This is a genomic window from Acidovorax sp. GW823-FHT02H02 (assembly GCF_058797075.1).
Map to the genome: position 1 here is coordinate 113607 of NZ_JBXAJH010000005.1, position 15226 is coordinate 128832.

General features: G+C 66.9%; 18 protein-coding genes. 12 read left to right on the top strand and 6 right to left on the bottom strand.

Annotation, left to right across the window (positions count from 1 at the left end; translation table 11 throughout):
- Positions 1 to 19 precede the first annotated feature (19 nt).
- The 8 genes from AC1RDS_RS07415 to minE all read left to right on the top strand — a co-directional run bounded on the left by AC1RDS_RS07415 (position 20) and on the right by minE (position 6803).
- Entirely contained in the window at positions 20 to 1210 is a 1191-nt protein-coding gene (locus tag AC1RDS_RS07415; protein WP_348682796.1) for a CaiB/BaiF CoA transferase family protein, read from the top strand.
- 14 nt (positions 1211 to 1224) lie between these two features.
- Entirely contained in the window at positions 1225 to 1740 is a 516-nt protein-coding gene (locus tag AC1RDS_RS07420; protein WP_244273619.1) for a MaoC family dehydratase, read from the top strand.
- Between the two features lie 38 nt (positions 1741 to 1778).
- Complete coding sequence (locus AC1RDS_RS07425) at positions 1779 to 2798, top strand: Bug family tripartite tricarboxylate transporter substrate binding protein (protein WP_431603981.1); 1020 nt, start codon at positions 1779 to 1781, stop codon at positions 2796 to 2798.
- A 464-nt stretch (positions 2799 to 3262) separates the two neighbouring features.
- The gene (locus AC1RDS_RS07430; RefSeq protein ID WP_348682797.1) at positions 3263 to 4000 is read left to right on the top strand and encodes an N-acetyltransferase; all 738 of its coding nucleotides are present in this window, start codon (positions 3263 to 3265) and stop codon (positions 3998 to 4000) included.
- A gap of 76 nt (positions 4001 to 4076) precedes the next feature.
- Positions 4077 to 4703 (top strand): CDP-diacylglycerol--serine O-phosphatidyltransferase, encoded by a 627-nt coding sequence (gene pssA / locus AC1RDS_RS07435; protein WP_092697322.1) that lies wholly within the window; start codon positions 4077 to 4079, stop codon positions 4701 to 4703.
- A 197-nt stretch (positions 4704 to 4900) separates the two neighbouring features.
- Positions 4901 to 5662: a septum site-determining protein MinC gene (gene minC / locus AC1RDS_RS07440; protein ID WP_092697323.1), complete on the top strand. Its 762-nt coding sequence runs from the start codon at positions 4901 to 4903 to the stop codon at positions 5660 to 5662.
- A gap of 52 nt (positions 5663 to 5714) precedes the next feature.
- Positions 5715 to 6533 (top strand): septum site-determining protein MinD, encoded by an 819-nt coding sequence (minD, locus tag AC1RDS_RS07445; RefSeq protein ID WP_092697324.1) that lies wholly within the window; start codon positions 5715 to 5717, stop codon positions 6531 to 6533.
- Between the two features lie 3 nt (positions 6534 to 6536).
- A complete protein-coding gene (minE, locus tag AC1RDS_RS07450; protein ID WP_092697325.1) occupies positions 6537 to 6803 on the top strand; it encodes a cell division topological specificity factor MinE in 267 nt (88 codons plus the stop codon).
- Positions 6804 to 6904: 101 nt separating this feature from the next.
- Here the strand turns inward: minE and AC1RDS_RS07455 are convergent, their stop codons facing one another.
- A complete protein-coding gene (locus AC1RDS_RS07455; protein WP_287878232.1) occupies positions 6905 to 7492 on the bottom strand; it encodes an MOSC domain-containing protein in 588 nt (195 codons plus the stop codon).
- 11 nt (positions 7493 to 7503) lie between these two features.
- A complete protein-coding gene (locus AC1RDS_RS07460) occupies positions 7504 to 7947 on the bottom strand; it encodes a flavin reductase family protein (RefSeq protein WP_287878323.1) in 444 nt (147 codons plus the stop codon).
- Positions 7948 to 8119: 172 nt separating this feature from the next.
- Between AC1RDS_RS07460 and AC1RDS_RS07465 the strand changes: the two genes are divergently transcribed.
- Positions 8120 to 8908 (top strand): alpha/beta fold hydrolase, encoded by a 789-nt coding sequence (locus AC1RDS_RS07465; protein WP_287878229.1) that lies wholly within the window; start codon positions 8120 to 8122, stop codon positions 8906 to 8908.
- Between the two features lie 11 nt (positions 8909 to 8919).
- Here the strand turns inward: AC1RDS_RS07465 and AC1RDS_RS07470 are convergent, their stop codons facing one another.
- Positions 8920 to 10257 carry a D-amino acid dehydrogenase gene (locus AC1RDS_RS07470; protein ID WP_287878227.1) on the bottom strand — a complete coding sequence of 446 codons (1338 nt, stop codon included), beginning with the start codon at positions 10255 to 10257 and terminating at the stop codon, positions 8920 to 8922.
- Positions 10258 to 10376: 119 nt separating this feature from the next.
- On the opposite strand from AC1RDS_RS07470, the gene AC1RDS_RS07475 reads away from it, so the two are divergent.
- Both AC1RDS_RS07475 and AC1RDS_RS07480 read left to right on the top strand, forming a co-directional pair.
- The gene (locus AC1RDS_RS07475) at positions 10377 to 11288 is read left to right on the top strand and encodes a LysR family transcriptional regulator ArgP (protein WP_092697329.1); all 912 of its coding nucleotides are present in this window, start codon (positions 10377 to 10379) and stop codon (positions 11286 to 11288) included.
- A 132-nt stretch (positions 11289 to 11420) separates the two neighbouring features.
- On the top strand, positions 11421 to 12035 hold the full coding sequence (locus AC1RDS_RS07480) for a TetR/AcrR family transcriptional regulator (RefSeq protein WP_092697330.1): 615 nt from the start codon (positions 11421 to 11423) through the stop codon (positions 12033 to 12035).
- A gap of 194 nt (positions 12036 to 12229) precedes the next feature.
- Here the strand turns inward: AC1RDS_RS07480 and AC1RDS_RS07485 are convergent, their stop codons facing one another.
- The 3 genes from AC1RDS_RS07485 to AC1RDS_RS07495 form a co-directional block, all read right to left on the bottom strand.
- On the bottom strand, positions 12230 to 12652 hold the full coding sequence (locus AC1RDS_RS07485) for a universal stress protein (protein ID WP_287878219.1): 423 nt from the start codon (positions 12650 to 12652) through the stop codon (positions 12230 to 12232).
- A gap of 108 nt (positions 12653 to 12760) precedes the next feature.
- Entirely contained in the window at positions 12761 to 13606 is an 846-nt protein-coding gene (locus tag AC1RDS_RS07490) for a metallophosphoesterase (protein WP_348682798.1), read from the bottom strand.
- A gap of 6 nt (positions 13607 to 13612) precedes the next feature.
- A complete protein-coding gene (locus AC1RDS_RS07495) occupies positions 13613 to 14602 on the bottom strand; it encodes a LysR family transcriptional regulator (protein WP_287878214.1) in 990 nt (329 codons plus the stop codon).
- A gap of 118 nt (positions 14603 to 14720) precedes the next feature.
- Here AC1RDS_RS07495 and AC1RDS_RS07500 point away from each other — a divergent pair, with 118 nt between their 5' ends.
- A complete protein-coding gene (locus tag AC1RDS_RS07500) occupies positions 14721 to 15167 on the top strand; it encodes a hypothetical protein (RefSeq protein ID WP_092697334.1) in 447 nt (148 codons plus the stop codon).
- The last annotated feature ends 59 nt before the right edge of the window (positions 15168 to 15226 follow it).

Here is a 15226-nt window from a genome sequence, read left to right on the forward strand (position 1 = left end):
GCGCCACGGAGATCGCACGATGAAGCCGCTGCAGGGCCTGCGCATCCTGGATCTGTCCAGTGTGATTTTTGGTCCCCTGGCCAGCCAGATCCTGGCCGACTACGGTGCCGAGGTGATCAAGGTCGAGTCCCCCGAGGGCGACTCGACCCGCCACACCGGCCCCACGAAAGAGCCGGGCATGGCGGCCATGTTCCTCGGCTCCAACCGCAGCAAGAAAAGCGTGGCGCTGGACCTCAAGCAGGCCGGCGCCCAGGAAGCGCTGACCGCCCTGATTGCCACCGCCGATGTGCTGATGCACAGCATGCGGCCGCAAAAACTGGCCGCCCTGGGCCTGGCGCCCGAAGCGCTGCGCCAGCGTTTTCCGCGCCTGGTGTACGCCAGCCTGGTGGGCTTCCTGCCCGGGCCCTACGCCGGAAAACCGGCGTATGACGATGTGATCCAGGGCATGTCGGGGCTGGCCGATCTGATGGAGCGGCAGGGCGGCGAGATGCGCTACCTGCCCACGATTGCCGCCGACAAGACCTGCGCCCATGTGGCGGCGCATGCCATCCTGGCGGCGCTGTGGCAGCGCGAGCGCACGGGCGAGGGCGCGTTGGTGGAAATCCCCATGTTCGAGTCCATGGTGGGCTTCAACCTGGTCGAGCACTACTACGGCCAGCATTTCGAGCCGCCGCTGTCGGCCCCCGGTTACCCGCGCGTGCTGGCGCCCTGGCGCCGGCCCTACCGCACGGCCGACGGGGCCGTGGCCATGATGCCGTACACCAATCTGCACTGGCAGCGCTTCTTCACCGAAGTGGGGGCGCCGGAGCTCGCGCGCGATGCGCGCTTTGTCGACATCGCCAGCCGCACGCGCCACATCGCCGAGCTGCTGGAAATTGCCTCGGGCTTCACCGAGCGCCACACCACGGCCCACTGGGTCGCCACCTGCGAACGGCTGGAAATCCCGGCCGCGCCCGTGGCCCGGCTGCAGGACTTGCCGCAGGACCCGCACCTGGTGGCCACCGCATTCTTTGAAACGGTGGCCGACCCGGCCCTGGGGGAATTGCGCTTTCCGGGCGTGCCGGTGCGCTTTGACGGGCAGCGCCCCGCCATCACCATGCCGCCGCGGCTGGGCGAACACACCCGGGAGCTGCTGGCGCAGGCCGGGCTCGGCGCCGCGCAGATCGAGGCCCTGCTGGGCGCGCGCGCTGCCATCGCCCCCGCTGCTTGAAAAGGACCACCGACATGCAAGCTCAAAACACGCCCGTCCCTCAAAACACCCCAGCGGCGCCCGCAGGCGTGGACCGCAGCTTGCCCCGCCTCGGCCAGGGCTTTGTGTGGCAGGACCTGCAGGTGGGACAGCGCTTTCGAACCTTCCGGCGCACAGTCACCGAGACCGACCTGGTCAGCTTCATCGGCGTCACCGGCATGCTGGAGGCGATCTTCATCGAAGACGGCTACGAGGGCGGCGCCATGGCCGGGCGGCCCGTGCCGGGGGCGCTGACCTATGCGCTCATCGAGGGCTTCATCCTGCAGACCATGATCCAGGGCACGGGCCTGGCCATGCTGGAGCTGCACCAGAAGATCCTGGCGCCCGTATTGGTGGGCGACACCATCGAGGCGGTAGTGGAGGTGGCGGAGATCCGCCCCACGTCCAGGAGCGGCCGCGCCGTGGTGACCTCGCGCATCGATGTTTTCAATCACCAGGGCGTGATGGTCATGACCTACACCGCCACCCGCCTGCTGGCCGGGCGTGTTTGAGCCGATTTCCCCCCATAACAACCCAGGAGACAAGCACCATGACAAGAATCGATTCGACCACCACCCTGCAGCCGCACAAGAGGCGCCGTTGGAGTCTGGCTTTGCTCGGCTGCGCGGCCGGCGTGGCGGCCCTGGCCCCCATGGGCCTCGCCCAGGCGCAAAGCTACCCCAGCAAGCCCATCACCCTGGTGGTGCCCTTCCCGCCGGGTGGCCCCACCGACCAGGTGGCGCGGGTGCTGGCGCAGAAGCTGGGCGAGCAGATGGGGCAGTCGGTGGTGGTGGACAACAAGCCCGGGGCCAACGGCAACATTGGTGGCGCCCTGGTCAGCAAGGCGGCCGCCGACGGCTACACCGTGCTCTACAACACCTCGTCCATCACCCTGAGCCCGGCCCTGTACAAGAACCTGAGCTACGACGTGCAGAAAGACCTGGCACCCGTGGCCCTTACGGCCGTGGTGCCTTTGGCCCTGGTGGTGCACCCCAGCATTCCCGCCAACACCGTGCGCGAATTCGTCGAGTACGCCAAGGCCAATCCCGACAAGCTCTCCTATGGCTCGGCCGGCAATGGCAACGTGACCCATCTGGCGGCCTACCAGTTCACCCAGCACCAGGGCATCAAGGCCACGCATGTCTCGTACCGCGGCAGCGCGCCGGCCGACGTGGACCTGGTGGCGGGCCAGATCCAGTTCATGACCGACACCATCAACTCGGTGATGCCCTTCGTGAACGACAAGCGCCTGAAATTGCTGGCGGTCACCACCGCCAAGCGCATGTCCCTGTACCCCGCCGTGCCCACGCTGGCGGAAACCGTCATGCCCGGCTTTGAGGCGGGGGCCTGGCAGGGCGTGATGGTGCCCGCCAAGACGCCAGACGCCGTGGTGCAGCGCCTGAACACCGAGATCAACAAGGCGCTGCAAAGCGACGAGGTGCGCACCAAGCTGGCGGTGCAGGGCGCAGAGCCGCTGGGCTCGACTCCGGAGGAGTACCGCAGCTACATCGGCAAGGAACTGCAGCGCTGGGCCGGCGTGGTGAAGTCCACGGGCATCACGCTCGACTGAGACGGTTTTGCCTTCAAGCGTAAACGATGGTTGGTTCGCCTTGCCGTGCTAGAGCACTGTCTGCGGCTTCCCGCCTGGTTATCCGCTTGAATGCAAGACCGTATGAAGCGGCTTTGCCCTGCCCTCCGTTGCGCAGGGCATTCCGCACCGCGCCCGTGCGATATGGGTTCGGGGCTACCATGGGCGCGTTTTTTCCTGAACGCACCTCCATGCTTGGCCACTTCGTCCCCGCACCTCTGCTGTCCACAGCGGCGCGGGCGTGTGCGCCCGTGGACCAGTCGCCCACCCTGCGCGCGCTCTACGGGTTCCAGGCCCGCAGCTGATACCGCGCCGGCCCCGCGTGCAAGGGGCTGGCGCAAGCCCCTGGCGCGGCGCCGCGCGCACACCGCCCCACGGGCCCCGGCACATCCCAACCCTCCCCTTTGTCTGTAGGGCACCGGTGCGCCGCCTGGCGCAGCGGTGCCATGGCCATGGCGGCCACACCGCTGGAGTTCTTGACGATGGACCTCGTGCTGCCCAATTTCCCCTCTGTTCTGTCCGGACCTTGGCCCGATCTGCGCGCCTGGTGGCGCCGCGCCATGGAGCTGCGTATCGATGTCGACCCGCCCGCCGCAGGCGCCCTGGAGCAGGAACTCGACACCCTGCACCGGCGCCTGTACACGCCGGGCGACCGGCTCTGCGGCCTGGCCATGGAGCCGCTGCCGGACCCGCGCTTCGCCATGCACCGCCGCGAGGCCGACGGCGAGTGGTATGTCTATGTGGAAGACCGGCTGGAGCGCCGTCTGGCGGGCTACACCGTGTTCAACCGCCTGATCGAGGTGGACCGCCACACCGACCCGCATGTGCGCGCCCCCCACTCCAAGTACGCCCCGGCCTACCAGCGCCGGGGCCTGGCCACGGCGGTGTACGGCTGGGCGCTGGGTGCCGGCACCTGCCTGGTGTCGGGCGCGCGCCAGTCCAGCGGGGCGCATGCACTGTGGCGCTCGCTCATGCACCGCCACGCCTGGGGCTACGTGGATCTGCGCAACAAGCGGCTGGTGTACCTGGGCCGCGCTGTGAGCGCGTCCCGGCGCGAGGCCCTGCCGGTGCGCATGCTGCTGCTGGGTGCCGGCTGGACGCTGCCGGCGTTTGCCGCCGCCGTGCGCATGGCGCAGGAAGGCGATGGGCAGTCGCAGCGCCAGCGCGAGGCGACCGCCGCCTGAGCATGGGGGCGACGGCACCCGCAGGGCGCCTGCATAATGGACTTTCCGCGCCGTGCCGCACCCTGGAGCCCCGCCCATGCCGACCCCGCCAGCGCCCAAACGCTTCTCCATGATCCGCGAGTTCCATCTGGCGGACTGGTTCACGCTGGGCAACGCAGTCTGCGGCGTGGGCGCCCTGTTCTCGGTGATGTCGTACCTGGAGACCGGCGAGGTGGTGCACATCTACTTTGCCTGCGCCCTGGTGCTGGCCGCGCTGATCTTTGATGTGCTGGACGGCCGCATCGCGCGCTGGCGCCAGAAAAGCTCGGCCATGGGCCGCGAGCTCGATTCGCTGGCCGACGTGATCTCGTTCGGCGTGGCGCCCGCCATCATTGCCTATGGCTGCGGCATGCAGGGGCTGTACGACCGCATCGTGCTGGCCTACTTCGTGGCCTGCGGGGTGTCGCGCCTGGCGCGCTACAACGTCACGGCCGAAACGCTGTCGGGCGACGATGGCAAGGTGAAATACTTCGAGGGCACGCCCATCCCCACCTCCATCGTGCTGGTGGGCCTGCTGGCCCTGGCCGCCTACATGGGGGCGGTGCGCGAACATCTGTGGTTCGGCCAGGTGCTGATTGGCGGCTTCACGCTGCACCCGCTGGTGCTGCTGTTTGCGCTGTCGGGTTCGCTGATGATCAGCCGCATCCGCATTCCGAAACTCTGATCTCCTGCCCGGGCGCTGCGCTGCCGGCACTGCAGCGCCCGCCTGCCGCCATGGCCGCGTGAGCTCCACCATGGAGGCGGTATGCACGGGACGTTACGCTTTCGCGGGGTGCTGCACAGTACACTTTGCCTTTTTGGCCCCCCTGTGGCGCGCCTGCCCGGCGCCAGGTGGCAAGCCTTTCATCCTGCAATCCCTCCATGGCCCTTGAAATGGCGGCGCAAGCCCGCACCAGCTTTGACCTCAAAAGCGCCTCGCTGCCCGTAGTGGCCGTGGTGCTCAAGACCACCGACGCCGCACAGTTTGCCGCCGACCTGGCCGAGCGCGTGGCCGATGCCCCCGGTTTTTTCGACAACGATCCGGTGCTGATCGACCTGGGCCCCGTGCGCGAGGCGCCCGAACCCATCGACTTTGCCGCCATCACGGCCCAGTTGCGCCGCCATAGCACCTTGCCGGTGGCCGTGCGCGGCGGCAGCGTGGCCCAGATGGAGGCTGCGCGCGCTGTGGGCCTGGCCGCTGCACCCGATGCCCCGCAGGCCCGCGCCGAAGCGCCAGCGCCCGAAGTGCGCGAGGTCATCCGCGAGGTGGTGCATGAGGTCGAAGTCGTGCGTGAGGTGCCCATGGCCGGCCCCGGCACCGTGGTGGTCGACAAGCCACTGCGTTCGGGCCAGCAGGTCTATGCGCGCGGTGCCGACCTGGTGGTGATGGCCGTGGTGAGCTTTGGCGCCGAAGTCATTGCCGACGGCAACATCCATGTCTATGCCCCGCTGCGCGGCCGTGCCATTGCCGGTGCGCGCGGCAACACCGAGGCCCGCATTTTCTCGACCTGCCTGGAGCCGCAGCTCGTCTCCATCGCGGGCATCTACCGCACCACCGAGACCGCGCTGCCCGCCAATGTGGCGGGCAAGCCGGCCCAGGTGCGGCTCGACGGCGAGAAGCTCCTCATCGAGCCGCTGGCCTGAGAGCCTGAGAGTCTTTTTCATTCATATCAACTCCCACAGAGAATCAGCACACATGGCCAAAATCGTCGTCGTGACCTCCGGCAAGGGTGGCGTGGGCAAGACCACCACCAGTGCCAGCTTTGCCACCGGCCTCGCCCTGCGCGGCCACAAGACCGCCGTGATCGACTTTGACGTCGGCCTGCGCAACCTGGACCTCATCATGGGTTGCGAGCGGCGTGTGGTGTATGACCTGATCAACGTGATCCAGGGCGAGGCCAATCTCCACCAGGCCCTCATCAAGGACAAGCAGTGCGACAACCTGTTCGTGCTGGCTGCCAGCCAGACGCGCGACAAGGATGCGCTCACGCAAGAGGGCGTCGGCAAGATCCTGACCGACCTGGCCGGCATGGGCTTTGAATACATCATCTGCGACTCGCCCGCCGGTATCGAAAGCGGCGCGCTGATGGCCATGCACTTTGCCGACGAGGCGCTGCTGGTGACCAACCCCGAGGTGTCTTCGGTGCGCGATTCCGACCGCATCCTCGGCATGCTGGGCAGCAAGACCAAGCGTGCCATCGAAGGCGGCGAGCCCATCAAGGAGCACCTGCTCATCACGCGTTACAACCCCAGCCGGGTCGAAGACGGCCAGATGCTGAGCCTGGAGGACATCCAGGACATCCTGCGCATCAAGCTCATCGGCGTGATCCCCGAGTCCGAAGTGGTGCTGCAGTCGTCCAACCAGGGCACGCCCGCCATCCATGCGCAGGGCACCGATGTGTCCGAGGCCTACAAGGACGTGATCGACCGTTTTCTGGGTGTCACCGACAAGCCGCTGCGTTTCATCGAGGCGGAAAAGCCCGGCTTCTTCAAACGCCTGTTCGGGAGCAAATAAGCCATGGCTTCTTTCCTCTCCTTCCTGCTCGGCGAAAAGAAGAAGACCGCCAGCGTCGCCAAAGAGCGCCTGCAGATCATCCTGGCGCACGAGCGCAGCGGCCGCAATGCTGCCGAGCCCGACTACCTGCCCGCGCTGCAGCGCGAACTGGTGGCGGTGATCTCGAAATACGTGAAGATCAGCCCCGAGGACCTCAGGGTGCACCTGGAACGCCAGGACAATCTGGAAGTTCTCGAAGTGAAGATCGAGCTGCCCGAGGCGGTACGCTGATTGGGTGTGATAGGCCTACAGCGCAATATGCGCATGCGCTGGGGCTCTCAAAATAACAGGAAACCCGCGCTGGCGCTGGCGCTGGCGGCGGAAGGCACGGTTCAGTGCCGGTGCTTCGCCCACTTCCCGGCAAAGGCCTGGGCGATGCTCAGGCCACGCTGGCCCGGCACCAGCGTGGCGGTCTGGCCTGCGGCCAGGCTGCCCGGCTGCTCCACCGCCAGGTAGTAGCCGCAGCAGCCCGCCAACGCCATGGCACGGCCCGCCTGGGCAAACCCCATCACCGCGGCGAACTTGTAGCAAGGCTCGCGCGGCGCCGTCACGCGCAGCACGCAATCCGGGAAGTGCAGGCGGTCGCCCACGAACACCTCGTGCTCCAGCAGGCTGCTCACCGTGAGGTTCTCACCCAGGAAGCCCGGTGGCAATGTTTCATCCAGTGGGCTGATGCCCCGCTCGCGCCGCTGGACCTGCCAGAAGGCGTAGTGCACCGCCGGGTAGGCATACACCGCCTTGGCCAGGCCACCGTGCACGCTCAGGTCGGCCTGCTCGTCACCGGCCAGGCCCAGCGGGCCCACGGCAACAGGGCCGGGTGTGGCGGATTTGCCGATGGCGGTGAGAATGCGGCGTTCGCCGATGCGCACGGGCTGGGCCGTACCCACGTTCACGCTGTGCAGCTGCAGTGTGCTGTCCATGGGCTGTGCCGCTAGAGGGGATGCTCGGTGTAGAAGCGCCCGCCGTGGTAGAGCAGGGGCGACAGGCCTTCCTGGTGCTGGCAGCGCTCGACCTCGCCGACAAAAATCACATGGTCGCCTTCGTCGTAGCGGCTGCGGTTGAAGCACTCGAACGTGGCCACGGCGCCCGCCAGCAAAGGCGCGCCGCTGATGCCGGGGTGGTGCTCCACGCCGGCAAAGCGGTCGATCCCGCGGGCGGCAAAGCGCTCGGCCAGGGCCTTCTGGTCGGCTGCCAGCACGTTGATGGCGTAGTGGGAGCCGTGGGCAAAGGCCGGCATCGAGGCCGCCGCGCGCGACAGGCTCCACAGCACCAGGGGCGGCTCCAGCGACACCGAATTGAACGAGTTGGCGGTCAGGCCGATGAACTCGCCCGCTGCATTGCGGGCCGTCACGATGGTCACCCCGGTGGCGAACATGCCCAGCGCATCGCGAAACTCGCGCGCAGAAAAACTCGGCGGGCGGGCCAGGGCGGGTGGTTGCTGGGAACTGTTCACAAAAACGGGGGCACGGGGCCGTGGAGATGGGGAGGGCTATTATGGTGTGGCGCCCCCGGCCACGCAGGCGTGGGGCTCTTTTCCGGAACATTGCATGGCACGTTTACCCACTTACATCACCCTGGGCGCAGGCCCCACCGTGCTCATGCTGCACGATGCCGATGGCGGCCACCTCACGTTTGCGCCCCAGGTGGAGCGGCTGGCCACTGCCGGCTATCGGGCCGTGGCGTGGGACATGCCGGGTTATGGCCACAGCGCACCCATTGAGCCGTACACCTTCAAGGGCCTGGCGCAAAGCTGCCTGGCGCTGGTGGCGGCGCTGCAGTGCGGGCCGGTCACGCTGGTGGGCCATGGGCTCGGTGCCATGGTGGCGGCCGAGGTGGCCTTGCGCCAGCCCGCGCTGGTGCGGCGGCTGGTGCTGTGTTCGGGCGGCCCCGGCCTGGATGCCGAGGCGGTGCAGCGTTGGGTGAGCCCACGTTTGCAGGCCCTGGAGGCGGTGGACGGCGGCCAGTCGATGGAGCGGCTGGCCCAGGCCCTCGTGCCCCGGTTCATCGGCAGCGGGGCCTTGCCCGAGGGCGTGCGGCTGGCGGGCCATGCGCTGTCGCAGGTGTACCCGGCGACTTATCGGCGGGCGCTGCAGCTGCTGGCCTTGTTTGACCGCGATGCCACGGCCTTCATACGCCTGGCCATGCCCACCTTGCTGCTGGGTGGCGCCATGGACCCCTGCACGCCGCCCGCCGCCCTGCAGGCCCTGGCCCATGTGCTGCCCGATGCGCGCCACCAGAGCCTGGCGCATGTCGGCCACTGGCCGCAGCTCGAAGACCCGGACGGATTTGATGCGGCGTTGCTCGACTTTCTGGCCGAGCAGCGCCGGCTGCACTGAACTGAGGGCTTTCAGGCGGCGAAGGCGGCGCGCCGTGGCGGCACGGCCTCGGCACCCAGAAAGCCGAAGTCCATGGCGGGCTGAGTGCCGCTGATTAGCTCTGCCAGGGCCTTGCCCGAGCCCGCGCCATGTGTCCAGCCCAGGGTGCCATGGCCGGCATTCACCCACAGCTTGCCCAGGCGCGTGCGGCCGATGAAGGGGATGTTGGTGGGGGTGGCTGGGCGCAGGCCGGTCCAGTACTGCGGATTGCCGCCCTGCTCGGGTGTGCGGGTGTCGCACACGCCGGGCAGGATCTCCTCGATGCGGCGCGACAGCATGTGGCAGCGCGCCCGGGCCACGGGGCTGTCGAGCGACAGATCGAACCCGCCCAGCTCGATGGTGCCGGCCACGCGCAGCACATCGCCCAGGCGGCTCATGGCGAGCTTCTTGCCGTCGTCGATGGTCGAGACCATGGGCGCGCCCTCGGGCTTGAGCAGCGGGAAGGTGGCGCTGTAGCCCTTGCCGGGGTAGATGGGCAGATCCACACCCACGGTGCGCAGCAGCGGCGCACTGTAGGAGCCGCAGGCCACCACGATGGCGTCGCCCTTCAACAGATAATCTTTCTTGCCGCCAGCGCCCGATTGGCGATCGATGACAGCTACTGAATCAATGGCATTGCCAATCTTGTTCAGTCGCAGCACATCGTGGCCATACAAGAACTTGGCGCCACGCTCGGCACAGCGGCGGGCCAGTTGCTGCGTGAACACGCGCGCGTCGCCGCTTTCGTCGGTGCTGGTGTAGGTGCCACCGGTGATGCGGTCGCCGTAGGCCTTGAAGGCCGGTTCGATCTGCAGCAGTTCGCCCTTGCTGACCAGGCGGCGCTGCACCCCGAACTGGCGCATCACCTCGACGGCGTGGCCTGCTTCGTCCAAGGATTTCTGGTCGGAATAGAAATGCGCGATGCCGCGTTCGAGCCGGTGGTATTCGATGCCGGTGCTGCGTACCACGTCCTTCAGCGCCGCATGGCTGTAGGCGCCCAGGGCCACGATCTGCTGCACATTGCGTTCAAAGGCGTGGTCGTTGCACTGGGCGAGGAACTTCAGGCACCAGCGCCATTGCTCCCAGTCGAGCTGGGGTCGAAACAGCAGAGGGGCCTCCTTGTCGAACATCCACTTGAGCGCCTTCCACGGTGCTGCGCGGTTGGCCCAGGGCTCGCAGTAACTCACCGAGATCTGTGCTGCATTGGCGAAGCTGGTTTCCAGCGCGGCGTCGGGCTGGCGATCGACCACGGTCACTTCATGTCCACGCTCCAGCAGATGCCAGGCGGTGCTGATGCCGATGATGCCGGCGCCAAGAACGATGGTTTTCATGGGCGCAGTGTGCGCGACATTGCGTTACTCTAAAAGCAAAATTAAACTTACTCCAAAAACATCAGTGCATCTAATAAATTGCGCTGCACAGTGGCCCATTTTTGCGCGAGTTGAAGACCATGAGTACCTACGATCCCGCCGCCCTGGAATGCCTTGCCGCCATCGTGGAAGAGGGCGGTTTCGAGCGTGCCGCCCAGCGGCTGAACGTCACGCAGTCGGCGGTTTCGCAGCGCCTGCGCGCGCTGGAGGCGCAGGTGGGCTCGGTGCTCATCGTGCGCAGCCGGCCGCTGCGGCCGACCTCGGCGGGGCAGTTGCTGCTCAAGCACACCAAGCAGATGCGGCTGCTGCGCGCCGATCTGGAGCGCGATCTGCAGGAGCTCGCCCCCAGCACGCCCGGTGGCACGCGCGAGGATGAGCGCATTTCGATTGCCATCAACGCCGACAGCATTGCCACCTGGGCGATGGGCGCGCTGCACGATCTGGTGCGCCAGCGCCTGCCGCTGGAAATCATCGTGGATGACCAGGATTTCACCCAGGAGTGGCTGCGCTCCGGCCAGGTGCTGGGCTGTGTCACCACGCTCAAGCAGGCGCTGCGCGGCTGCAAGATGGTGCCGCTCGGGGCCATGCCCTATGTGGCGGTGGCTTCGGCTTCGTTTGCCCGGAAGTACCTGCCGCAAGGACTGACGCCGCACAATTTTCGCGATGTGTCGTTTCTGTCGTTCAACCGCAAGGACGACATGGCCTCGGAGTTCGTGGCGCGCGCATTCGGGCTCAAGCGGGTGGCGCTCAACCACCTTTTCGTGCCCAGCGCGGAGGGCCAGATGCGGGCTGTGGCCGCAGGCTGGGCGGTGGGCGTGGTGCCAGAGTTGCTGGCACGGGACGCCTTGGCGGACGGCTCGATGGTGGAGCTGGCCCCGGGGTGCGCCTTGCCCATCCAGCTGTACTGGCATTGCTGGAACCTGGAATCGGAATTGCTTGACGCCCTGACGGCGGCCCTGACCCACGCTGCGACCGAGGCACTGGTGCCCTGAGACCGCGCGGGTTTGCTCCAGCGAAGCGCTGGCACGCGGTGCGCGCGTCGGGTTTCGTTGCAGAAATGAACGATGTGGTTGCAATGCAACTGCCAAAGTATTTTTTTGTACCGGTGTGTATAAGATGTCGGCATGCCAACGCCGAAAACCAAGGTTTCCTTCAAGGAACAGATGCACCAGGCGCGTGAAGACGCCATCCTGCAGGCCACCTGCCGCCTGCTGGGTGAAAAGTCTTTCGACGTGATGACGATGGACGATGTCGCCAATGCCGTGGGCATCGCCAAGGCCAGCCTTTACAAACACTTCGCCAGCAAGGAAGACCTGTGCTGCGCCGCCATGGTCCAGATACTGGGGCGTGTGCGTGCCTACCTGGACACCCTGCCCGCGGAAATGCCGCCCCAGGACAAGCTGCAGGATCTGGTGCGCTGGTCGCTGGAGCGGCTGATCACCAACGAAATGCCGCTGCTGCCCAGCCGCAATTCCAGCCTGCGGGCGGTGCTCATGGCGAGCAGGCAGTATCTGGACGGACTGGTGGCGGTGAGCGACCAGATTGGCCAATGGATCACCGAGGCGCAGGCGCAAGGCCTCATCAACCCTGCGTTGCCGCCGCTGGTGGTGCTGTACACCCTGTTTGCCCGCGCATGCGACCCCGTGGTGGGGTTTCTCAAGGAAGGCGGCCAGTATTCGGACGCGGAAATCGTCGACCTGGTGGTGCGCACCTGTTTTGACGGGCTGGCGGCACGCTAGTGTTCTGCCCCCGAAGGGGCGGTGCCGTGCTGCGCGGTGAAATTGGCCGTGCGAAAACGCGCAACCTCCGTGCGCAAGGCCACCATGCAGCCCATGGATGCCCACGCAATTCGGTGGGCCCTTATGGGGCCTGGCGGCTGACGGGGACGAAAAAAACCCTGCCGAGGCAGGGCTTGGTTGGTGGCAGCGCTGCCTCAGCGCACGATGAGCAAGGGCACCTTGCTGTGGGCCAGCACCTGGGTGGTGACCGAGCCCATCACCAGCGTGGCGATGGCGCCGTGGCCATGCGAGCCCATGACCAGCAGATCGAACTTGCCGGTGTCAGCCACCTTGGCGATGGTCTCACCCACGGCGCCCACCTTGACGTTGCGCTTGGCATCCACACCATGGCGGCCCAGAAACTTGCACACGGGAGCGAGGATCTTTTCGGCTTCTTCGGCGTGGTACGTGTCAACGACTTCCTTGCCCAGGGCCGCGCGTGCGCGTGCCGGCAGCGGGGCCTGCACGGTCAGCACGGTGTAGGTGTGGTTGCCGCCCAGCAACTCTTCATGGGTGGCCAGGTAGGCGAGCATTTTCTTGGTGTAGGCGCTGCCGTCGACAGCAAGCAGGATGTTCATGGTGTGTTCTCCGGAATGGGTGGTTCAGGCTAATCGGCGCGCGTTGTTCTTGTCTTGAGCTGTGTCAGGTTTCCTCGTGCGCATCGAAAGTTTGTCAGCCTGTGCCCATCATACGGAAATACAGCACTGCGCCTGGAACATGGCCTGTTCCCCCTTGCGCGCATAACCCAGCGGGTTGGCCACCACGCGGCATTGCCAGGCCTCTCCCTGTGCGTTGGTGCCCGTCACCGTGTAGTCGCTGGGGGCATGCAGATGCCCGTGCAGCCACAGCCGGGCCAGCGGCAGCAGATCGTCCAGGGCATTGCAGAAACCGGCGGTGCCGGGCACCAGCCCATAGCGCGGGTCAGCGCTGCGCAGGCTGGGCGCGAAATGGGTGACGGCCACCGTGGGCCCGGTGTGCGGTTGTGCCAGTGCTGCGCGCAACCACTGCTGGCATTGCAGCGCCTGGGCACGCACGGGCTCTGCCAGAAAGGGCTCGCCGTGGCGTGTCCCGCCGGTCTTGCGCAGATAAAAGTTGGCGGCGCGAAAGGCCTTGTCGCGCTGCTTCAGGCGCCGCGCGAGGTCGGTGCTGCCTTCGTGGTCGGCCAGGGCATCGAAGTCGCTCCAGAGCGTGGTGCCGACAAAGCGCACGCCATGGAGCACCAGGGTCTCGCGTTCCAGCCAGGCGATGCCCAGCCGGTCGCAGACCGCGCGCAGCCGGGCATGGGCCGCGTCGAAGTCCTGCGCGTCGTACTCATGGTTTCCGGGCACAAACAGCACGGGTGTGGGCCAGCCGGCGAATTGCGGCAACGGAGAAAAACGCTCCAGACCGAAGGCCTGGTCGGTGAGCTGTCCGCCCTGCTGGTACGAGCCAATGTCGCCGGCCAACACCAGCACATCCGCCGCCGCGGCGGGCTCGGGTTCGAAATGGGGATGCGCCTCCAGGTGCAGGTCGGACAACAGCTGTATCTTCATGGACCGTCAGTCGATGGCGGGGCGGCCCGCCGGTTGGGGAAAGGTGCGCCGGGCGGCGCGTGCCAGTGCCTGCAGCAACCAGTTGATGGCCGTTTGCTGCGGACCGCGCCGGTGCCACAGCGCATCCACATGCACCGCCGGCACATCCAGCGGCAGGGGGCGCAGCACCAGTGCTTCGGCGATGCCGGTCACTGGCACAAAGTGGCGGGGCAGCACGGTGAGCAGGTCGGAACTGGCCACCACCCGCCCCGCAGTGAAGAACTGGTTGACGGTGAGCACCACGCGCCGCTCGCGCCCCAGCGACGCCAGGGCTTCATCGATGAAACCAAACGGGCGACCGGAAAAGCTCACCAGCATGTGGCGCGCGGCGCAAAAGTGGTCCAGCGTCAGCGGCGCAACGGCCAGCGGATGGCCCTGGCGCATCACGCACACATATTCGCCGTCGTAGATGCGGCGGCTGTCAAAGGCCACCACCCCCCCCGACTGTGCCCGCGCCGTCAGGCCGGCCAGCACGGCGGGAAAGTAGCCCACCGCCATGTCGGCGGATTTTTCTTCGAGGAGGCGGCGGGGGTCGCGCGTGGTGAGCGGCACCACCCGCACCGAAATACCGGGTGCCTCGCGCTCCATGATCTCCACCAGGCCGGGCACCAGCGTGGCGGCGGTGGCGTCGGACAGGGCCAGCACAAAGGTGGAGGTGGCCGTGGCGGGCTCGAACAGGCCGGGCGCCAGGGATTCCTGCAACTGCGCCAGGGCCTCGCGCACCGTGGGCCACAGCGCCAGCGCGCGGGGTGTGGGCTCCACCCCGTGGCCGCTGCGCACCACCAGATCGTCGCCAAGCACATCGCGCAGGCGGCGCATGGCATTGCTGACGGCCGGTTGCGTGAGCGACAGCTTGTGCGCGGCCCGGGTCAGGCTGCGCTCGGCCATCACCTCGTCGAAAACGCGCAGCAGGTTCAGATCGAGGGAACGAAAGTTGACGGGCGAGAGGTGATTCATATATTAACAATATGAATGAATTGGATTCACAATATAAACTTGAATAAATAAAGGGTAAACCCTAATATCCTTCCATCGCCCGGCAATCTCGCCAAAAGCGTTTGAAAGGGATCTTGAAATGACCAGTTTTGCACACGTGGATTACTCCACACAGCACCTCGGCGTGGCCCGGGCAGAGAATGCCATCGTGGCGTTGAAAAATGTTGTTGCAGGCTTTGACGGCGCGCGCGGCGCCGCCTCCATGCTGCTGGCTGCGGTGGTGGCAGCGCTGCTCGTGGTGGCCAATCAGGTGATCGACACCTGGGGCGACGGCCATCTGCTGGCCGCCTGGATCGTGCTGTGGGTGGTGGCATTTGCTGCCATTGCCCTGCTTGCCACGCCGGCCCGCCGCGCTTCGGTAGTGCTGCGCACCGGCTACAAGGCCTGGATGGAAAGCCGCCGCCAGTCTGCCGAAGACCAGCGCACCTGGAATGCCGCCCTGCGGGATGCCCGCATGATGGCGGACCTGAGCCGCGCCATGAGCGCCGCCGCCACCAGCCAGCAGCACTTGCGCAAGCACTGCTGAGCACTGCCCAGACTCCCTGCGCCCCCGGCATGGCCGCTGGGCGCAACATCCCAAGCCGT